21 protein-coding genes are annotated in these 20,313 nt (G+C 53.8%); 7 read left to right on the forward strand and 14 right to left on the reverse strand.

What is annotated here, in order from left to right; all coding sequences use genetic code 11:
- The first annotated feature begins 80 nt into the window (after nucleotides 1-80).
- The 3 genes from ACTG3Z_RS13915 to ACTG3Z_RS13925 all read left to right on the forward strand — a co-directional run bounded on the left by ACTG3Z_RS13915 (nucleotide 81) and on the right by ACTG3Z_RS13925 (nucleotide 1,639).
- On the forward strand, nucleotides 81-527 hold the full coding sequence (locus ACTG3Z_RS13915) for a hypothetical protein (RefSeq protein WP_439143663.1): 447 nt from the start codon (nucleotides 81-83) through the stop codon (nucleotides 525-527).
- 257 nt (nucleotides 528-784) lie between these two features.
- Nucleotides 785-1,192, forward strand: coding sequence for a PaaI family thioesterase (locus tag ACTG3Z_RS13920; RefSeq protein WP_439143664.1), 408 nt, complete (start codon nucleotides 785-787; stop codon nucleotides 1,190-1,192).
- Between the two features lie 6 nt (nucleotides 1,193-1,198).
- Nucleotides 1,199-1,639 (forward strand): DMT family transporter, encoded by a 441-nt coding sequence (locus ACTG3Z_RS13925; protein WP_439143665.1) that lies wholly within the window; start codon nucleotides 1,199-1,201, stop codon nucleotides 1,637-1,639.
- Here ACTG3Z_RS13925 and ACTG3Z_RS13930 read toward each other — a convergent pair.
- From ACTG3Z_RS13930 to proS, 7 genes are all read right to left on the reverse strand, one after another.
- Nucleotides 1,636-2,283, reverse strand: coding sequence for a DUF3047 domain-containing protein (locus ACTG3Z_RS13930; RefSeq protein WP_439143666.1), 648 nt, complete (start codon nucleotides 2,281-2,283; stop codon nucleotides 1,636-1,638). The two genes, ACTG3Z_RS13925 and ACTG3Z_RS13930, sit on opposite strands and share 4 nt — an antisense overlap.
- A gap of 35 nt (nucleotides 2,284-2,318) precedes the next feature.
- Nucleotides 2,319-3,329: an Ldh family oxidoreductase gene (locus ACTG3Z_RS13935; RefSeq protein WP_439143667.1), complete on the reverse strand. Its 1,011-nt coding sequence runs from the start codon at nucleotides 3,327-3,329 to the stop codon at nucleotides 2,319-2,321.
- An 88-nt stretch (nucleotides 3,330-3,417) separates the two neighbouring features.
- Nucleotides 3,418-4,239, reverse strand: a complete 822-nt coding sequence (locus ACTG3Z_RS13940; RefSeq protein WP_439143668.1) for a calcium-binding protein — start codon at nucleotides 4,237-4,239, stop codon at nucleotides 3,418-3,420.
- Between the two features lie 77 nt (nucleotides 4,240-4,316).
- Nucleotides 4,317-5,000, reverse strand: a complete 684-nt coding sequence (locus ACTG3Z_RS13945) for an ABC transporter ATP-binding protein (RefSeq protein WP_439143669.1) — start codon at nucleotides 4,998-5,000, stop codon at nucleotides 4,317-4,319.
- Entirely contained in the window at nucleotides 4,993-6,264 is a 1,272-nt protein-coding gene (locus ACTG3Z_RS13950) for a lipoprotein-releasing ABC transporter permease subunit (RefSeq protein ID WP_439143719.1), read from the reverse strand. The genes ACTG3Z_RS13945 and ACTG3Z_RS13950 overlap by 8 nt, the downstream gene beginning before the upstream one ends.
- Before the next feature lie 58 nt (nucleotides 6,265-6,322).
- On the reverse strand, nucleotides 6,323-6,829 hold the full coding sequence (locus ACTG3Z_RS13955) for a DUF2937 family protein (RefSeq protein WP_439143670.1): 507 nt from the start codon (nucleotides 6,827-6,829) through the stop codon (nucleotides 6,323-6,325).
- 3 nt (nucleotides 6,830-6,832) lie between these two features.
- Nucleotides 6,833-8,170: a proline--tRNA ligase gene (gene proS, locus ACTG3Z_RS13960; protein WP_439143671.1), complete on the reverse strand. Its 1,338-nt coding sequence runs from the start codon at nucleotides 8,168-8,170 to the stop codon at nucleotides 6,833-6,835.
- Between the two features lie 196 nt (nucleotides 8,171-8,366).
- On the opposite strand from proS, the gene ACTG3Z_RS13965 reads away from it, so the two are divergent.
- From ACTG3Z_RS13965 to ACTG3Z_RS13980, 4 genes are read left to right on the forward strand one after another with little or no spacing between them, the layout of a single operon-like run.
- Entirely contained in the window at nucleotides 8,367-9,440 is a 1,074-nt protein-coding gene (locus ACTG3Z_RS13965) for an AI-2E family transporter (protein WP_439143672.1), read from the forward strand.
- A gap of 3 nt (nucleotides 9,441-9,443) precedes the next feature.
- Nucleotides 9,444-10,148: an AAA family ATPase gene (locus ACTG3Z_RS13970; protein ID WP_439143673.1), complete on the forward strand. Its 705-nt coding sequence runs from the start codon at nucleotides 9,444-9,446 to the stop codon at nucleotides 10,146-10,148.
- 9 nt (nucleotides 10,149-10,157) lie between these two features.
- A complete protein-coding gene (locus ACTG3Z_RS13975; protein ID WP_439143674.1) occupies nucleotides 10,158-12,338 on the forward strand; it encodes an RNA degradosome polyphosphate kinase in 2,181 nt (726 codons plus the stop codon).
- A gap of 16 nt (nucleotides 12,339-12,354) precedes the next feature.
- On the forward strand, nucleotides 12,355-13,920 hold the full coding sequence (locus tag ACTG3Z_RS13980) for a Ppx/GppA family phosphatase (RefSeq protein ID WP_439143675.1): 1,566 nt from the start codon (nucleotides 12,355-12,357) through the stop codon (nucleotides 13,918-13,920).
- Here ACTG3Z_RS13980 and ACTG3Z_RS13985 read toward each other — a convergent pair.
- Genes ACTG3Z_RS13985 through ACTG3Z_RS14015 form a run of 7 tightly spaced genes read right to left on the reverse strand, consistent with a single transcriptional unit; the run spans nucleotide 13,917 to nucleotide 20,216 of the window.
- A complete protein-coding gene (locus tag ACTG3Z_RS13985) occupies nucleotides 13,917-14,276 on the reverse strand; it encodes a hypothetical protein (RefSeq protein WP_439143676.1) in 360 nt (119 codons plus the stop codon). The two genes, ACTG3Z_RS13980 and ACTG3Z_RS13985, sit on opposite strands and share 4 nt — an antisense overlap.
- A gap of 37 nt (nucleotides 14,277-14,313) precedes the next feature.
- Complete coding sequence (locus ACTG3Z_RS13990) at nucleotides 14,314-15,324, reverse strand: endonuclease/exonuclease/phosphatase family protein (protein ID WP_439143677.1); 1,011 nt, start codon at nucleotides 15,322-15,324, stop codon at nucleotides 14,314-14,316.
- Entirely contained in the window at nucleotides 15,324-16,007 is a 684-nt protein-coding gene (locus tag ACTG3Z_RS13995; protein WP_439143678.1) for a TerB family tellurite resistance protein, read from the reverse strand. The genes ACTG3Z_RS13990 and ACTG3Z_RS13995 overlap by 1 nt, the downstream gene beginning before the upstream one ends.
- Nucleotides 16,008-16,049: 42 nt before the next feature.
- Nucleotides 16,050-16,550 carry a GNAT family N-acetyltransferase gene (locus ACTG3Z_RS14000; protein ID WP_439143679.1) on the reverse strand — a complete coding sequence of 167 codons (501 nt, stop codon included), beginning with the start codon at nucleotides 16,548-16,550 and terminating at the stop codon, nucleotides 16,050-16,052.
- Nucleotides 16,547-17,164 carry a VOC family protein gene (locus ACTG3Z_RS14005; protein ID WP_439143680.1) on the reverse strand — a complete coding sequence of 206 codons (618 nt, stop codon included), beginning with the start codon at nucleotides 17,162-17,164 and terminating at the stop codon, nucleotides 16,547-16,549. Before ACTG3Z_RS14005 ends, ACTG3Z_RS14000 begins: the two co-directional genes overlap by 4 nt.
- An 18-nt stretch (nucleotides 17,165-17,182) precedes the next feature.
- Nucleotides 17,183-19,309, reverse strand: coding sequence for a methylmalonyl-CoA mutase (gene scpA, locus ACTG3Z_RS14010; RefSeq protein ID WP_439143681.1), 2,127 nt, complete (start codon nucleotides 19,307-19,309; stop codon nucleotides 17,183-17,185).
- On the reverse strand, nucleotides 19,275-20,216 hold the full coding sequence (locus ACTG3Z_RS14015; RefSeq protein ID WP_439143682.1) for a hypothetical protein: 942 nt from the start codon (nucleotides 20,214-20,216) through the stop codon (nucleotides 19,275-19,277). Before ACTG3Z_RS14015 ends, scpA begins: the two co-directional genes overlap by 35 nt.
- Between the last annotated feature and the right edge of the window lie 97 nt (nucleotides 20,217-20,313).

A 20,313-nucleotide genomic window follows, 5' to 3' on the forward strand; every position in this document is an offset into this window, starting at 1 on the left:
AAGTACCGTGGCTGTAGGCTAAATCCGTCTGGGGTAAGGGGGAGATCGGCCTCAGACCGATTTGTGCAACAAAGCCACCCTTGGTTGTAACTGTTTTGACAGCTTCAGCTGGCTTGATTGCGACTTTGTACACTAATAGCCGAAATCGGCGGAGAGAAATTGAAGCCGCATTTAGAGAGCGAAAGATACTAATTTATTTAGAATTCCTCCAAGCGCTCGAGGGAATATGGATAGCCTCAAAAGACGAACTTGATGTCTCGCCACAATCGCAAAAAGAGTTAACTTTGACTTTGTTTAAAGTTCGAACAAAAGCGGTCCTTTGGGGATCACCCGGCGTTCTAGAAGCACTTAGTGATTTTACTAAACTTGATGAAGCGAACCCTGCCAAAGGAATGCTTGTGCTTGAAAAATTACAAACTGAGATGCGAAAAGATCTAGGTTTGTCAAACAAGGGACTAGGGAATAACTTTTTTATTAAGATGATGCTAAGCGACCCAGAAGAACTGGACAAATTACTTTCTAAATAATTGGATTCATCCAACCGGCCCGCGCCAGACCAGTGGGCAGGCGCTCTACAGAAAGAACCACTCACTTTATCCCTGAAAAACCCGAACATCCTATCCAAGGGAATTACAAACGTCGCAAAAGCGCCAGCCCTACCGGCTGGTCTCGCGCTGGCCGGGCAGCTTCGCTGCTATTCCGACCATTGAGGCGCAGCATTGCAAACCGCACCGCCCTAAACGTAAGGTGCGTGGTATCACGCACCTTACTCGGACTTCCGCTCATGACCCCACAAGACGCCCAAGCCTTCCTAGATGAGAACTTCGCGCCTTGGGTGCGGGCGTTGGACCTCTCGTTCACCGAAGTAGCAAACGGCAAGGCAACGGCTACCATGCCCATCACCGCTGATCTCACCCGCATGGGCGATATCCTTTCGGGCCAAGCGCTCGCCGCGATGGCGGATACGATCATGGTGTTCGCCTGTTTCGCGCATTACGGCGCGCCCAAGCCAGTCGCCACAACAAACCTCGACACGCAATTTCTACGCCCCGGTGTGGGCACGCATATCAGATGCGAAGCCGAAGTCGTGCGCGCGGGCAAGGCGCTTTTGTTCACCAAAGCCACCATGTTCGCGGAACCCTCTGGCAAAGCCGTCGCGACGGCCACAGCAACCTTCTACCTCGCAGGATAACGCGCCATGCCCACATCCACCTATGCGATCACGATGCTCTTTGCCGGCATTGGCATCCCGATACTCGCCGCCTTGAACGCAGCGCTTGGGGGGCGGATCGGCTCACCTGTGTTGGCATCTGTGATCTTGTTTTCCATTGTTTTTTTGAGCGCGGCAGCGGTCTACGCCACGGGCATGTTCAAACCCACGGGCAGTGTGTTGGCCGCGCCCAAACATCTTTTCCTCGCGGGGGTTTTGATCGCTTTCTACGTGCTCTCCATCACTTTCATTGCACCGCGTTTCGGCGTTGGAAATGCGGTATTCTTTGTGCTTTTGGGCCAGCTTATCAGCGCTGCAATGATCGATCATTTCGGCTTGTTTGGCGCACAAATAAACCCGCTCTCGATCACAAGAGCGGGTGGCATAGTCTTAATGGCAGCTGGGGTTTATCTCACCCAACAGGCTTAATTCAGCGCAAACCCTGAAATTGCGCCGCGCACTTTGGTTTTTGTGTCATCACTATCCGCAGAGATCGCGATGCCCACAACAGCGCCCTTGCTGCCGCCGAATGCGCGCTTGTAATCGCTCGCTAAATTGACGTTTTCCGAGTGATTGCCCGTGCCGGCATTGCGCAGCACAACCGTTTTGCCGCGATTGCCGAGATACGGGCTTGCCAAGACTTGGCCCCGCCCATGATTGCCGCCCCAAACATAGACCAGAACGCGCGCGGCGTTAGAGCGCAGCAGCTTGCGGATCCCTGCCCCTTTGAGGTTTTGTGCCTCAGCCTCTGGCAGGAACACCACATACATCGCAAGGTTCCGATCATCACCGCCCTTTTTGCGCAGGTCGGTCGCTGGCACGGATTGATCCACGCTCCATTTCCAGCTGGCTTTGCTGACCCCCCAAAGGCTTTCTGGCACAGCGCGATACGCCATGGACACAGCCCCATCAGAAGCGACGCCAAGGGTACTCCCTTTGAAGCTGTATTTATTCTTGGAAAAGAGCGAAAATTTCTGTTCTTTCCAAGAATTATCGAAGGACACTTGCTTGGCCATAACGGCGGGAGCAGAGAGGAGCGAAGCGACCAGCGCTAATGAGAAAAGTTGTTTCATACGTCTCTACCTGATGCAGATCGCCTTCACTTTCATCACACGTCTGCGTGAGTGGGTCCGTTAGAGAGTGCTATCATTTGATCCCAAAGCGCCGCCGGAACGTCGACCGGGTCTTTGAGCAGCTTGTTTTGCCCAGGCATCCGCGCATCCGCATTTTCGGCGGTGGCCTCGCTCACTTGGGCGAGACGGTCAAAGAATGCAGGGCTTGCTGCGGGATCAATCAGCATGAAGAATTGGCCAAGCCCATGTGGATCACCTTGTGGTGCTTTCAACGGTTTGACATCGCGGCTGGCCACACCGCCTGTCATGCCTGCAGCGAGCAGTTCAACCATCAAGCCAAATCCCCAGCCTTTGTAGCCTTGCTCAAGCCCGCCCAGGGATGTGAGCGAGCCTTTCAAGGCCTCATCTGGGTTGGTGGTCGGGTTGCCATCCGCATCAACCGCCCAGCCTTGCGGAATGGGCTCACCCGCGGCTTTGGCCATTGTGATACGGCCCAGGGCAACGGTTGTTGTGGATTGATCAAATGACATCGCAATACCGCCCTCCGCGTCGGGCACGGCGCAGGCCATCGGGTTGGTGCCGATCACGCGGGTTTTGCCACCGGGGGGCGCGACGATGGGCGACGCGTTGGTCATGCCGATGCAGATCATGCCCTGACGCGCCGCTTTTTCGGTGAAATATCCAAGCGCTGTGCACGTGTGCGCGCGACTGATTGCAACAGAAACCATACCTGTTTCTTGCGCAGCGGCGATCGCTTCAGGGAGAGCACGCTCAAACGCGGGTTGTGCAAAACCGTTGCCTGCATCGACTTCGATACGGGACGCCAAAGGACGCGTCACAACAGGTGCAACTATCCCACTGACGCGACCGCTTTGCAGTTGTTGGCAATAGCTTTCAACGTAATAGAGACCACAGATGCGATTGCTACGCGTTTCGGCCCAAGCCACCGCCTGCGCCATTTCTGCGGCGATCCAGTCATCCGCCCCATGCGCGCTGAGCGCTTGGCGTGTGATTTCTTCAATCTCGTTTACAAAAATTTCTGGCATAAGCGCGCGCATCCTTCGGCTGGTTTGGCCGGACGGTGCGCAAAGCTTTGATGCGCGTCAAGCGCTTTCCTGCAGCATTAAGAACGCATTAAGGCGTGCGTGTCGCCACAAAACTAATGAGCGACGTATCGATTGCTTCTGTCAAACCAGCAAGTTCAATTCTGCTACCATCAGAAAACTCGAGTATGACACCATCAGAAGCAATTCGCTGAAGGTCTAGTGTCGGCGGTTCAGCGCTTTCATGTTCGACCACCACCACATCTTCACTCGCGTCAAAATCAGTGACCAAAGCACGATCATTCATGGACGCTTCGCGCACGAATGTATCCGCGCCGCTGCCGCCCGTCGCAACATCCGTGTTGCCGAGATTCAAACGATCATCGCCGTCTCCGCCAAGAAGCGTATCTGTTGCACCATCGTCTAGCGCACCAATATTGCCGCCAAAGAGCACGTCGGCCCCTTCACTACCGGAAACTTGATCTGCGCCTAATCCGCCCTCAAGGGTATCATCCCCCAAGCGCCCATCAATCGTATCATCACCCGCTTCGCCATCAATCGTGTCTGCTTGGAGTGACCTAAAAATGCTTTGGTTGCCGGTATCAGCATCTTCAACCACTTCTATGCCCCCATCATCACCCTCGGCGGCATCTTCCGAATCTGAAGAACTGTCGTCCACAGTATCTGTATCCGGTGTTGTCGTATCCGTGTCAGTATCAGTATCAGTATCGGTGTCGTCGCTTGTTGCGTCCGGGATAGCTTCATCTAGCGGGTTGTTTGCATCTACTCCGGGTTCAACAGGATCTGTTTCGGGAACCTCGGGCTCTTCTTCGGGTTCCTCACCGACCGGATCAATCAGAATCGCACCAAACAAAGTCAACGAACTCAATAAGATAATCATCATCGCGGACATGGCAGATCTCTCTTTTGCATAAATGCGTTGAAACCGGATACGCGCTTAATTTGGCAAAATTTGGACCGTTTCACGCCCTAAAGCGTGACAAGTGCCCCATCTTCCAGACGCAGTTGGCGATCCATTCGCGCTGCAAGATCAAGGTTATGGGTCGCAATGACGGCAGAAAGACCGGTTCCACGTACCAAGTCCATCAAAGCCGCAAACACTTGGTCTGATGTTGCCGGATCAAGGTTTCCTGTCGGTTCATCAGCAAGCAATAAACGCGGGCTGTTGGCTAAGGCGCGGCAAAAGGCAACACGCTGCTGTTCACCACCAGAGAGCGCAGCTGGTCGATGATCTACGCGATGCGCAACGCCAACACGAGTGAGCAAATCGCGTGCATGCGTTTCGGCCTTTGCAGCCGCAACACCGTTGGCAAGTTGGGGCAGCACGATGTTCTCAAGCGCTGTAAACTCAGGGAGCAGATGGTGAAACTGGTAAACGAAACCAACATCTTCGCGCCGAATGGCCGTGCGCTTTCGATCACTCAATCCCGTCACATCCTGCCCTGCGATCTTAACTTGGCCTGAATCAGGTGTATCGAGCAAACCAGCAATATGCAAAAGCGTCGACTTTCCCGCGCCAGAGGGCGCAACAAGCGCAACGATTTCGCCTGCTTTGACGCTCAGATCAACACTGCGCAAAACGTTGACTTCGTTTTCCTGACCAACGTTATAATTCTTGGCGATTTTGCTCAGCTCTAAGGTCAGATCACTCATAGCGCAGCGCCTCGACAGGGTTCATGCGCGCCGCACGACGGGCAGGAAAAATGGTAACTATGAAAGACAAACCGAGCGAGAGAACCACAGCTGTCATCACATCCTCAAACCTGAGTTCAGCAGGCAAGCGATACAATCCGCGAATTTCCGGATCCCAGACGCCCCCCCCTGCAAAAGCGTTCACAAACGAGAAAATCGGGTCAATATAAAGCGCGAAAAGACACCCCAAAATTACGCCCAGCGCCGTGCCAATTAGTCCTGTGAAGGCACCGCAGATGAAGAAGACGCGCAATATCGAGCCTTCGCTCAACCCCATTGTGCGCAAAATCCCAATATCGCGCCCTTTGTTTTTCACCAGCATAATCAGGCCAGACACAATGTTCATTGCCGCCACAAGAACAAGGATCGACAGGATGATGAACATCACATTATCCTCGATTTCGAGCGCGCGCAGGAAACCTCCCGAAGCATCCGTCCATGTCCATAGCTGTGTGCGATCCCCACCAGCCCGTAGGATGGCGAGTTGCAATTCATCAATCGCTTCGGGTTCTTGAACCATCACTTCGATTTCGTCCGCCGCCCCCTCGCGATTAAAAAAGCTCTGCGCTTCGGCAAGCGGCATATAGACTCGAGTGCGATCAATATCTGCACGTCCTGCTTTGAAGATGTACATCACCTCAAATGCTTTGATCCGCGGGCTGGTGCCAAAGGCTGTTTTCACACCATTGGGTGAAATAAGCTTGATCCGATCCCCACTAGACACGCCAAGTTCGCGCGCGACGCCAGAGCCAATGGCGATCCCTTCTCCGAAACGATTGATGTCGCCAAACGCTTCTTCAGGGTTGGCGACATTTGGGATGGTTTTGAGGTTCTCGCCTGTGATGCCGTAAATCTCAACACCCGCGTTGCGCCCACCTTTGTTGCCCATCACCTGACCACGCACCAAAGGCGCGGCACGTGTCACCCCCTCAACGCCGCGCAAGCGTTCGGCCATCTCGTTATAGTCATAGATTTTGCGATCCAAACGACCAAATTCATCGACCTCAGCGGATTTATAAACCGTAACATGCGCATTGGTCCCAAGGATCGTTTGCACAAAATCCGTGCGAAACCCCGAACGAACAGACAGCGTTGCGATCAAGGCAAACACAGCCAGAGTGATCCCGATCAAACTGATCCAAGTCATCACACTCACGCCGCCCTCTGCGCGTTTTGCGCGTAGATAGCGCCATGCGATCATCCACTCAAAACGTGCGAATGGCATAGGTGTTTTGGTCTTGCTTGGTGTACTCACGGCTCGAGCCTCCCTTTAGTGGGATTGTTTATGCGTCAGAGGTGCGCCGGAACAGCGTAAAAGGCAAGCGCAGCAGGTAAATCAACGCAGAAAACAGCGCCAGACCGCTCAGAAAGCCTATCACAGCAAAGATCACACCCTCAAAAGTAACGGGCATAGCGGGTTTGTAATTCTCCCAAACCCGCCCTGCCAACTCTCCATCGGTGAAGCGCGTGGCATAACGTGCGCGACTAAACGGCCCTAAGTCCTGCATCTGCTCCAGATCACGCGAGAAGCGTTCGTGCCGCTCAATCGTGCGCACCATCGTATCGGCGCGCGCAGCACCCATCTGCCCGCCCTGCGCAAGATCGACCAGCGCGGCAGAGCGGCTCATGTCCAAGCGCGCAGCATCTGCGTCGAACTCCTCCATGAAACGCGACAACTCATCCACAGCACCGCCAAGGCGTTGTATATATTGCTGCGAATACTCTGGAAATTGCGACACGCCAGCCGCGCCGGTCAACCCAGCGCTTAAAGCAAGCGCGCGCGTCAACATGCTCTACAGACCTTCGTAGATCGCTGCGATTTTGGCGATGGCAAGCTCGGGGCTCATCTCTTCGCTCTCGCCTGTACGGCGCGATGTGACTTCGACAACACCGTTCTTCAACCCCCGCGGACCAACCGTAATGCGCCACGGCAGGCCGATAAGATCCATCGTCGCGAACTTACCGCCCGCGCGCTCTTTGCGATCATCATAAAGCGGATCAAGGCCCAGCGCTGTTAGGCTGTCGTAAAGCGCGTCACATGCGGCATCCGCCTCGTCATCGCCCTGCTTAAGGTTCACAATTCCACAGTGGAACGGTGTCACACCTTCGGGCCAGATAATCCCGTTGTCATCGTGAGATGCTTCAATAATCGCGCCGAGCAGACGCGAAACACCAATACCATGGCTGCCCATATGAAGCGGCACGCGCTGGCCCTCTTCGTTCTGCACCATCGCGCCCATCTTTTCGGAATACTCCGTGCCGAAGTAGAAAATTTGTCCCACTTCAATACCACGCGCCACGCGGCGGCGCTCCTCGGGCACCTCGTTAAACGCAGCCTCGTCATGGGTTTCATCGGTGCGCGCATAACGAGAGGTAAACTCCTCCATCACAGATTGGCACGCTGCCTTGTCGTCGAAATCAATCGCGCGATCACCAAAGCTCAGATCAGTGATTTCACTGTCATAGAACACTTCGCTCTCACCCGTTTCGGCGAGCACAAGGAACTCATGCGTATAATCGCCACCAATCGGGCCGCTGTCTGCACGCATTGGGATCGCTCGCAAACCCATGCGCTCATACGTGCGAAGATAAGTTACCAAATGACGGTTATAAGCGTGTAACGCATCTTCTTTGGTCAAATCGAAGTTGTAACCGTCTTTCATCAAAAACTCGCGCCCGCGCATTACGCCAAAGCGTGGCCGTACTTCATCGCGGAATTTCCACTGCACATGATACAGCGTCAACGGAAGCGACTTATAGCTGCCCACGAAATTCGCGACCATATCTGTGATCAACTCTTCGTTCGTGGGACCATAAAGCATCTCGCGATCGTGGCGGTCTTTAATGCGCAGCATTTCAGGGCCATACGCATCGTAGCGGCCAGACTTGCGCCAAAGATCAGCGGATTGCAGCGTCGGCATCAACATCGGAATGTGGCCTGCGCGCTGTTGCTCTTCGTGCACGATATTTTCAATCTTGCGCAACACTTTGAACCCCATTGGCAACCATGAATAAATGCCCGCAGAGGATTGCTTGATCATCCCTGCGCGCAGCATCAAACGGTGGCTGACAATCTGCGCATCCGCAGGGTTTTCTTTCAGGATCGGCAAGAAGTAACGGCTCAGGCGCATGGGATATCTCTCGGGATTAGCTCTTATTTCCTCACGTTTAGGCGCTCATGCCCTCTCCAGCAAGCCATCCCTTCACGTTTCTAAATAAACTCCGGGGGATTCTCAGTTTACTGAGATGGGGGCTGGCCCCCTTCCGCCCTTGAAACCCAACCACACATGGGCGATGTCTAAGCAAAGCAAGCAAACAGAGGCGCAGATGGCACTTCCTGTCAAAGATCAGATGAAATACTGGGGCATCAGCACTGCGATCTTCATGGTCGTGCTTTGGTATCTGGGCGATGTTGTCTTGCCATTCATTCTGGGTGGGGCAATCGCCTATTTCCTTGACCCTGTCGCAGATCGACTTGAGCGACTTGGATGCAGTCGCGTTCTGGCAACCACCCTTATCACACTCGTCGGTGTGATCATATTCGTCTTGATGGTCCTGCTGGTGGTTCCAACACTGATCAACCAAGCCATTGCGCTGTTTGATATCGCCCCGCAACTTTTCAGAGACTTGCAAGCTTTCTTGTCGGATCGCTTCCCCGACCTTATGGATGAAGGCTCTACGCTGCGCCAATCTCTCACTGCGGTTGGAGAGACGATCCAATCCAAAGGCGGTGAATTGCTCAGCACGGTGCTGTCCTCGGCCTCCTCGATCATCAATATTGTGGTACTTTTCTTAATCGTCCCTGTTGTGGCCTTTTACCTGCTTTTGGATTGGGACAACATGACTGCGCGCCTTGATACGTTGTTGCCACGCGATCATGCACCGACAGTTCGTTATTTGGCCAAACAAGTCGATGAAACGCTCGCCGCCTTCATTCGCGGTATGGGCACTGTCTGTCTGGTGCTGGGCACCTACTACGCCATTGCACTGATGCTTGTAGGCCTGCAATTCGGCCTCGTCGTTGGCTTTATTGCGGGATTGATCACCTTTATCCCTTATGTGGGAGCCCTTATCGGTGGTGCCTTGGCCATTGGGCTTGGATTGTTCCAGTTTTGGGGTGATTGGGTCTCCCTTGGGCTTGTCGCGGGTATTTTTGTCATCGGCCAAGTGCTGGAGGGCAATGTGTTAACCCCCAAGCTTGTTGGGAATTCCGTGGGCTTGCATCCTGTTTGGTTACTGTTGTCGCTGTCAGTCTTCGGCTCCGTATTCGGTTTTGTTGGATTGCTTGTTGGCGTGCCCGTCGCTGCGGCGCTTGGCGTGATCATTCGCTTTTTGGTCGGTCAGTATATGGGCAGCAGGCTATATGCTGGTTTAGAAACCGATAAGCAAAGCGAGCCATAAGAAATGAGCACGCAACTCAGCTTTGATCTCCCGGCCCGAGCGGCGCTGGGGCGCGATGACTTTTTCATCTCTCCTTCTAACGCGCTCGCTGTGGCACTGATCGACACGCCAGACACATGGAGCAATAACAAACTGATGCTCATCGGACCGAAAGGGTCCGGCAAAACCCATCTCGCACATGTTTGGGCGGCGCAAAGCGGTGCCCAAATAATTTCGGCCTCCACATTGCAAGAGGACGATGTCCCAACCCTTCTTCAAACACCCCTCGTGATCGAAGATGTTGAACAGATCGCAGGGGATCAGGCGTTGGAAACCGCGCTTTTTCACTTGCATAACCTTGCTCAAGCAGAGGGTCGCGCACTGTTGTTCACCGCAAACTCACAGCCCCACCATTGGGACCTGACCTTGCCAGACCTGGCCAGCCGTTTACAGGCGATCCAAACCGCGACGCTAGAGGCCCCCGACGACACATTGCTCACAGCTGTTTTGATGAAGCTCTTCGCAGATCGACAGTTGAACCCCGCACCCGATGTCATTCCGTTTCTTGCACTGCGCATTGATCGTTCTTTTGCGGCCGCGCAGCAAGTTGTGGCGGCACTTGATAAAGCCGCGCTTGACGCAAGGCGCGCGATAACCCGCGCTTTTGCATCAGCGGCGCTGGACAAAATCAGCCAAGCTGGCGCACACTCTGATGTGCAAAAGGAGTGATACAACACGATGCAAGCTGACTTTCTCAAAGCGCGTTGTCCTGAACCGCTCGATCTGCCGGATGTGGATCTAGACGGCCCTGCTCGCTTTGTGAATCGCGAGCTCAGCTGGTTGAACTTTAATTGGCGCGTGCTGGAAGAAGCCGAAAACCCACGTGTGCCCCTGCTTGAGCGGCTGCGGTTTCTGTCGATCTCCGCGACCAACCTTGATGAGTTCTACACCGTGCGCGTTGCCGGTCTGCGTGAATTGGCACAAGCCGGAAATTCCACCGCCGCTGCAGACGGTTTGAGCCCTGCAGAGCAACTTGTGTTGATCAACGAAGACGCACGCAACTTGCTGCAAACGCAGCAAAGTGTTCTAGAGAACCTGCGCGCTCAAATGCTTGAAGCAGGGATTGCGATTGTTGCGCGCGCAGATTTAGAAGATGCAGACAAAGAAGTCGTTGCAGACCTATTCTTGCACAACGTTTTTCCTGTTTTGTCACCGCTTGCGATTGATCCGGCGCATCCTTTTCCGTTCATTCCGAACACTGGCTACTCGCTTGCGCTACAGTTTGAGCGCCAATCAGACAAACGCGAGCTGTTCGCGCTTTTGCCGATTCCCGCGCAAATTGACCGCTTTATCGCACTCCCTGCCCCTGAAGGTCAGCTGCGCTATCTACCACTTGAAGATGTCTTGCTGGAAAACTTGGGCCGCTTGTTTCCCGGCTACAAACTCAAAGGTCATTTCGAGTTTCGCGTGCTGCGCGACAGCGACCTTGAAGTCGAAGACGAAGCAGAAGATCTCGTACGCGAATTTGAGGTAGCCCTAAAGCGCCGTAAGCGCGGTGAAGTCGTGCGGATGACCTACACAGGTGACGCGCCCAATAAGCTTAAGACAATGGTCATGCGAGAGCTGGGTGTGACAGAGGCTGAAACCGTTGAACTGCCTGGTATGATTGGCATGTCGGATCTGTCTGAATTGGTGACCGACGCACGCCCTGACCTACTCTGGCCGCCCTTTATGCCCCGCATACCCGAACGCGTGCAGGACCATGAGGGTGATATGTTCGCCGCGATCCGCCAGAAAGACATGTTGCTGCACCATCCCTATGAAACGTTTGATATGGTCGTGCGCTTTTTGACCCAAGCTGCGCGCGACCCTGACGTGGTTGCAATCAAACAGACGCTTTATCGCACCTCAAAACGCTCACCCATTGTCTCTGCACTGTGCGAGGCCGCAGAAGACGGCAAATCCGTCACCGCCTTGGTCGAGTTGAAAGCGCGCTTTGATGAGGCCGCCAACATTCGCCAGTCGCGCCGCTTGGAACGCGCGGGCGCGCATGTGGTGTATGGCTTTCTTGATCTCAAAACCCACGCCAAGATTTCAATCGTTGTGCGGCGCGAGGGGGATCAGTTGGTCACCTACACCCACTATGGTACAGGCAATTACCACCCGATCACCGCGCGCATTTATACTGATCTTTCCTTCTTTACCTGCGACAAGAAGCTTGGGCGCGATGCAACCAAAGTGTTCAATTATCTCTCGGGATATGCGCCTCCTGACGAGCTTGATAATCTCTCGATTTCGCCCCTGACTCTAAAACCACGTTTAATCGAATTGATCGCGCGCGAAGCCGAACATGCAAAGGCCGGAAAGCCTGCGGTCATTTGGGCTAAGATGAATTCGCTTATTGATCCAGAAGTGATTGACGCGCTTTATCAGGCGTCCCAAGCAGGGGTGAAAATTGATCTGGTCATTCGCGGAATTTGCGGGTTGCGACCCGGTATAAAAGGGTTGAGCGAAACCATCCGTGTGAAATCAATCGTCGGGCGTTTTCTGGAACATTCACGCATCGTTTGTTTCGGCAATGGCTATGGCTTGCCTCACAAAAAGGCGCGCGTGTTTATCAGCTCTGCTGATTGGATGGGGCGCAATTTGAACCGTCGTGTCGAAACGCTGATCGAGATCAACAACGGCACAGTCAAAGCCCAAATCGTCTCTCAGATTATGGCGGCAAACCTTGCAGACGTGGCCCAAAGTTGGATCATGCGGCCCGACGGATCATTCGCGCGCGATAGCGTGCCCGAAGGTCAGTTTGCATTCAACTGTCACCGATTCTTTATGGAGAACCCGTCCCTGTCTGGGCGCGGCTCTGCAGGGGCGGCAGATGTGCCGAAACTTACCCATACAGATGATGAAAGTGCCTGAAACAATGAGTGCTGACATGACCGTCGATTTCACGCCTCTCGCCACCACCAATCCGTTTGGACGTCCTTTGTTCAACGATCCCTCCGTGCGCAAATTGGCACGCGTGGGTGTGGTTGATATCGGATCTAACTCCGTGCGGATGGTGATATTCGATGGTGCTGCGCGTAGTCCTGCCTATTTTTACAATGAAAAAGTCATGTGCGCTTTGGGGGCTGGCATATCTGATACAGGGCGTTTGAACCCCGAAGGACGTGTCCGGGCTTTGGCGGCTGTCGCGCGGTTTGAAGCGATTGCGCAAAGTCTTGGCATTTCACCGCTTACCGCGGTTGCCACGGCCGCCGTGCGCGATGCCACTGATGGGCCTGATTTTTGCGCCGATGTGCTGCGCGAAACCGGCTTAACCGTTCATGTGATTGATGGTCCCGAAGAAGCACGTCTGTCTGCGCAAGGGGTGCTGCTTGGCTGGCCCGGCTCGTATGGCTTGATCTGTGACATCGGCGGTGCTTCGATGGAGCTGGCTGAAATTCGTGATGGTCATGTGGGCAAATGCGTGACCTCCTCGCTAGGCCCATTAAAGCTGCAAAGCATGAAGGGCGGCGCAAAAGCACGCAAAAAATACGCCAAAGAGGTGATCGCTGACTTGCATCAGCAAATGGGCGAGCAAAAAGATCGTTTGTTCCTTGTTGGTGGCTCGTGGCGTGCGATTGCGCGCATTGATATGCACCGCCTTGGCTACCCTTTACATGTTTTGCATGAGTACCGCATGACACCCAAATCGGTGCGCGAAACTGTAAAATTCATCGCCAAGTCAGACATTGAAGAGCTGCGCGCAGCCTGTGGCATATCTGCGGCGCGTATGGCGCTGGTTCCGATTGCGTCCGAAGTTCTGAAAGCCTTGGTCAGCCGCGTCAAACCCAAAGATATCGCGGTTTCGAGCTACGGTATCCGCGAAGGAATGCTCTATGAGCAAATGCCGCAAAAGCTGCGCGACCGTGATCCACTTATTGAATCTGCACGCTTTTCAGAAAGCAAAGATGCGCGCATGCCCGGTTTTGGCAAGACACTTTACGATTTTATCATGCCTTTGTTTAAATCGGCCCCCACCGCAACGAAACGGTTGGTTAAGGCCGCGAGCCTTTTGCACGATGTGAGCTGGCGCGCCCATCCAGATTTTCGCGCGGAGGTGTGCTTTGACAACTCCACACGGGCCAATCTTGGAGGGCTAAGTCATTCAGAACGCGTGTTTCTTGGTCTTGCCTTGATGTATCGCTACCGCAACAAACCTGATGGCACCCGCTTTGATGATTTGCTGGGCCTCCTGACACCAGAGCAGCGTCACCAAGCAGAGATCTTGGGCAAGGCGATGCGTTTCGGCGCAATGCTTTGGATGGAGAAAGACGCGCAGCTTTGCGAAATCCGTTGGTTTCCCAAGAAAAAGCGGTTGGAGCTGCGCTTACATAGTTCAGCCAAACCCTTGTTTTCAGAAGTCGCTGAATCGCGGCTTTCCTCGCTCGCAAGTACGTTGGGTGCAGAAGTCGCTGTAAAATTTACAAAACCTTCTACAGACGTTCTAGCGGATTAAAGCTCAACTTCGCCTTCAGGTACAACGATCTCTGCTTCGCTTTTACGACGTAGAATTATATCACCGTTGGGTAAAACCTCTGGCGGATGGTATTTTGAGAAGTCTTCAACCTGCTCCAACAGTCCGCCCAAAGCGGGGCCCATGTTTTCTACAAAGCCACGCAAAGCTGGTTCAAGTTGCTCTGAAAGTCCTTCCATATCGCGTAGCGCGGGCTGCATTTCTTGCAACAATCCTTCAAACAGGAGGCGTGCGCCCTTTTCCATCAGGCCAAAGCCTTCTTCGGCTTTAGAACTGTCCGCCTGCGCAGGCAAAGCCAATGCGAAGGCCAGTGTCGCGGTGAGTGCAATCTGTTTCATAGAGTAAATGTAGGCATACTTGGTGCTGATTTTTAGTCTAAATATCAATATCCAGTGTCACAGGGAAGTGATCAGAGCCGGTAAGCAGTGCATTTCGCAACGTCTCGTCGCGCCAGCATTCAGGGTCATCGAACGGATGCCAAATGCGCCAAGCCTTTACTTTATCGCGTAAGTCTTCGCTCACCATGATGTAGTCGAGCAATGCCTGTAAGAAGCGATTGTCGTTTTTCAGGAAGAAACGCGCAGTCGTTGGCGCGCCCCCTATTTTTCGCGCTAAAGCGCGCGCCGCATGCGGATCATAGAGACAGGGACAGCCTGCTTCGCCCAAAATGATCTCAACTGAAGACCGCCCAAACAAATTTTCATATTCATCTAGACCCGGCCCGTCATTAAGATCACCCAGCAGCATAAGATGCTCGCCTGCGGTCAGATGTGTTTCGATCCGCCCACGCAGCCAAACCGCCTGAGCGAGCTGCTTGCGTCGATTCGCTATGGAAAACCGCAGAACTTCAGCTGCGTTATGCGCACCATGGGGCGCTTTGCTTTTCAAATGCGCGCCGATCATGCGCAACTTTGTGCCACGCGCCGTCTTAATCGCCAACTCCAAAGGCGGTTTTGAAAACGTGACACTGTCGGCACGATTGTCGATGTCCAAATCGATTTCATACGTGCCATCAAAGGGTGGGACCACGTCGCCAAGTGTGCCAATCGGGTCGTGCTCTGCGCTAAGCTTGCTTGGATCATAAAGCAGCGCAATTTCTTGCTGTGTGGTGTTTGTGAACCCAATCAAGGCCTGATTTGCGCGCAAATTGTAGGTTTGCGCAAAATTCTCAAGCGCTTTTGTGCCCGAACGCTGCGCATGATCATCCGGCGCTTCGACAACCATGATTGCATCTGCGTCAATCTTATTGAACACATACCCCAATGCTTCGGCCTGCTCGCCGCGCTTTACATCCCGTCGTCCCGACCAGCGATTGTCGCGTTGAAGCTGTCCATCGTCATCAAACAACCGATCGAACCATTCAACATTATAGCACGCAATGCGCATTACGCGGCCCTAACTTTTGTGATCTCTTCCCATGCGCGATTGATATCAACCATGCGCTTTTCTGCCATTCTGATCGCCTCTTCAGGAACGCCGCGTGCGATCATGCGATCAGGATGCGTTTCGCGCACCATCTTGCGCCAAACCTTGCGAATATCTTCTAGGGCAGCATCCGGTGAAACACCTAAAACGGTATACGGATCAGGGATCGCATCCGGCACAAAGCGTGCCCGCAAAGCACGAAACTCCGTCTCTGGCAGGCCAAAAATATGGGCAACCTGTTTAAGAAACTCATTCTCGTTAGGGTGATAAAACCCATCGGCCATCGCAATGTGAAACAGGCCTTCCATCAAATCGCACAGCGTACTTTGTTCATCCGCAAACATGTCAGCGATGCGGCGCGCGTATTCTTCAAATCCGGCCACATCAAGTCGCGCAAGATTGAAAACTTTGGCGGCATTTTCTTCATCCGCAGCAGCAATGTTGAAAACTTCGCGAAATGCCGTCACCTCATCACGCGTCACTTGGCCATCGGCTTTGGCCATTTTCGCGCCCAGTGCAATAACTGCAATCGTAAAACCAACCGAACGCTCACGCGGCGTCCGCAAACGCTCGAACACCTGAGCAAGGCTTTCGCCATTAGAGAGCGCGGCCAGCGCTTCGGATATGCGAGTCCAAAGTGACATGGGTGCAACCTACGCCCTCGCGCCACGAAAGCCCATGCACGTTTAGGAAATATCGTCTGTCGAAGTGAGTATTTTCTGCATCAAGATCAGGTCGATATAACGCCCGAATTTAAAACCGACCTCTGGTAAAGTCGCGATGTGACGATAGCCAAGTTGATGATGAAACTTTTGGCCCGCTGGATTTTCGCCGCTCACAGCCCCAATCAAACTGTGAACCCCTTGTTCACGTGCATGCGCCTCAAGCGCGTTGATCAACGCACGCCCCATGCCTTGGCCGCGCATTTCAGGCGCAAGATTGATCGAGAATTCTTTCGAGCGTAGATAGCCAGAGCCGCCGCGAAACGCGAAGTAGGTGGCAAAGCCGCCTACCTTGCCACCGTGTTCAGCAACCAAAAATGCGCCCGCGCGAAGCTTGATAAGCTCGCTGATCTCTGGTGCTGTTTTGGCCTCATCCGTGAACGTTACTGTCGTATCGCGGATAATGGGGTTCCATATATCGCAAATCGCCTGCGCGTCTGTGGGACGTGCCGCTCGAACAATCATGTCAATGTGCGCACACCATGCGGTGTTTCAAATTCCGCGCTGAGCATCGCAGTTTCAGCCTGCTCGAAACGAACAGTCGCACCCGCAACTTTGCCAAGTGTATCAGCCAAAGCGTCGGCTTGTGGATGCGCAACCGTTAATTGCTTAAGAGAGACACCAGTAGCGTTGAGCATTGTCTTGGGATGCAAAGTGCCATGCCATTGAATAAGCGGCGGAAAAAATCCACCAAACGGTAACAACCCGCTTTGTGGTACCGCCATTTGCCAACGCAGCTCTCCCCGCTCCAGCGATACGGCGTCACCGACACCATCCCACTGCGCTAAAGCTGCAGATATGTCAGGCACTGCGCAAATCCAGTTCGTCAAACGCGGAGGGCCTGCAAAATTATCAAGGTTGAACCAGCGCGCGCGATCTGGATTTGGTACGTTCGGATCAATCGATATCGCTTCAAGGTAAAGCCCGTCTTCAAGCCCCATCAGATGGTTGTGCGTAGCGAATTTTTCATGTTCGCCCCCCGTCTGCATCTCAACGCCCAAAGCTTCTTCTATGTGTGCGCGCGCAGCATCACGGGTTTCGCCGCTTACTGCCAAGTGATCAAGAATAAGAGCGCTCATAAATCAAACCCTTTCATGTCAGCTGCGCGTCTCGCGAATGATCGCGAGAATATCCTGCGCAGCTTTAGGGATGTTCGTGCCCGGCCCAAAGATCGCTTTAACCCCAGAGTTATACAAGAAATCGTAGTCTTGCTGAGGAATAACACCACCACAAATAACAATGATGTCGTCTGCACTGGCATCCTTCAACGCTTGGACCAACTTTGGCGCAAGGGTCTTGTGACCTGCGGCTTGGCTGGAAATACCAATGACATGCACGTCATTATCCACCGCATCCTGCGCTGCTTCTTCAGGCGTTTGGAACAGTGGGCCAACGTCCACATCGAAACCGATGTCAGCGAAGGCTGTCGCAATCACCTTTGCGCCACGGTCATGACCATCTTGGCCCATCTTAACCACCAGCATACGCGGGCGGCGCCCCTCTTCTTCGGCAAAATCTTCAACGGATTTCTGGATTGCCGCAAAGCCTTCATCACCCTCATATGCGGCGCCATAGACACCTGCGAGCGTTTTGACTTCGGCGCGATGGCGCCCGAATACTTTTTCCATTGCCATGCTGATTTCCCCTACGCTCGCGCGTGCCCGCGACGCTTCGACCGCCGCCTCCAACAAGTTGCCGCCCTCACTGGCGCGTCGCGAGACTTCAGCAAGTGCTGCACTGCACGTAGCCTCATCTCTGCTTGCTTTGATGCTTTGCAAACGCGCAATTTGTGAAGTGCGTACCGCGTCATTGTCGATGTCGAGAATGTCGATCGGCTCTTCTTCGTTGAGGCGGTATTTATTGACACCCACGATGACCTCATCACCACGATCAATCATCGCTTGGCGCTTGGCTGCAGCTTCTTCAATGCGCAGTTTCGGCATGCCAGAGGCAACTGCTTTGGTCATCCCGCCCATCTCTTCGACTTCTTCAATAAGCTTCCAAGCTTCTGTCGCCAACTGATCCGTCAGGCTTTCCACATAATAGGAGCCTGCGAGCGGATCGACGACATTTGTAACGCCCGTTTCCTCTTGCAAGATCAACTGCGTGTTGCGCGCGATGCGTGCGCTGAATTCAGTCGGCAGTGCAATCGCTTCATCGAGCGCGTTTGTGTGCAACGACTGCGTGCCGCCAAGGGCTGCTGCCATCGCCTCATAAGCGGTGCGAATAACATTGTTATACGGGTCTTGCGCTTGCAAACTTACGCCTGATGTTTGGCAATGTGTGCGCAGCATTTTCGACTTTTCGGTCTGCGCGCCAAGGTCTGTCATGATCTTGTGCCAGAGCAAACGCGCGGCCCGCAGTTTCGCCGCTTCCATGAAGAAATTCATACCAATCGCGAAAAAGAAAGAGAGACGCGGCGCAAACTTATCAACGTCCATCCCACGTTCCATCGCAGCGCGTACATATTCACGGCCATCGGCAAGGGTATAGGCAAGCTCTTGAACAAGGTTCGCGCCCGCCTCCTGCATGTGATAGCCAGAGATCGAGATGGAGTTGAACTTCGGCATTTCTGCTGAGGTATATTCGATGATATCCGCGATGATCCGCATGGACGGTTCAGGCGGGTAAACGTAGGTGTTGCGCACCATGAACTCTTTAAGAATGTCGTTCTGGATCGTGCCAGATAAGACAGATCGATCATGACCTTGTTCCTCACCTGCAACGATGAAATTCGCGAGGATCGGGATCACAGCGCCATTCATCGTCATGGAGACGGACACTTTATCAAGCGGGATCTGATCAAAGAGTATTTTCATATCCTCAACGCTGTCAATCGCGACCCCCGCCTTGCCAACATCGCCCTCGACACGTTCATGATCACTGTCATATCCGCGGTGGGTTGCCAGATCGAAGGCCACTGAAACACCCTGCTGACCCGCTGCCAAAGCTTTGCGATAAAACGCGTTGCTTTCTTCAGCTGTGGAAAAACCAGCGTATTGGCGAATGGTCCAAGGACGGCCCGCATACATCGTCGCTTTAACACCACGCGTAAACGGCCCTTGGCCAGGGATGCCACCTATATGCGGCAAATCAGTTGTATCCGCCTCGGTATACAGCGGCTTCACATCGATACCCTCAAGCGTTTTCCAAGTCAGATCGTCCAGCGGGCGTCCGCGAAGTTCTTTTTCAGCGAGGGCTCGCCAATCGGTATCTTGCGTCATGTTCGTGTCCTTTGTGAGCGAAATCCAACTTCGCGGGATATCCCGTCTCTTGTGGTTTCGGATCTTCCAATAAATGTGCCAACCCGTCCGCGCCTGCGCGCAGCCAAAACAAATCGTCCGCATAGCTTTCTTGAAATACGGCGCGTTGGCTTTGTGTGAATGGTTCCCAACGGTTGTCGTGTATCTGCGCTTCGAGCCGCATCCGCTCGCGCAGACCGAGCGGCAAGGCGATCATCTCTTGTACAGAAGGTCGCCTGTTGCGCCAGATCGGCGTTGTTGGGCGCGGCGCGGTCTGTCCAAGCAGATACGTGAGCAGAGTTTGCGGCGCAGAGGCGTGTTGTTCGTATGTACTGACAAAAATCGACGTGTTTGGCGCAGCAGCGGCGATATCCGTGATCACGTCGCGCCAGGTTCTTGGTGAGCGCGCGAGTGCCGAAATACGTTTCTCGTCTGGAACACGCACGCCGCGCGGAATGCAAAAACTGAGAGCGGACGTCCAATAGGTGCTGGGACACCGAAGACTGATGTGGAGCGCTTTTACCGACCCCTCGAAGGCCGCCACATAGCGCGCCAAACGCTCGCCCACGGCCGGATAGAGTGCGTGTTCGGAGAAATTGTGGCGCATTTTGCCCAACATATTCTCTTCCGACACCAAAAGATGTTTCACACCCTTTTGCGCAGAACGATCCAAATGCATAGCGATCTTGCCCCGCGCGCGCGCGAAATGTTTCGGGCCGATCCCAAGTTTGGGATTTGGCACAATGCCGTGAAATAGCCCTTTGCGCAGTCGATAAGGCCCCCATGACCCGATATCCATCTGAGCCAACGCTGGTCCGTTCTGACGTAAATAAGTCTGAAAACTCGTGCTCGCGGTGCGATGTGCGCCAATCTGAAAAATCACGTCCACGCGCGTTACCTTTTGCTATCTCACCGCGCAGGTGCCCAAAGGCGTGCGCATTCGAGCGATAGCAATGGGTCAAAGTGATGATTTTTCCCTTAAAATG

The organism is Planktotalea sp. (assembly GCF_965659345.1).
In the GTDB taxonomy this organism is placed as follows: domain Bacteria; phylum Pseudomonadota; class Alphaproteobacteria; order Rhodobacterales; family Rhodobacteraceae; genus Planktotalea.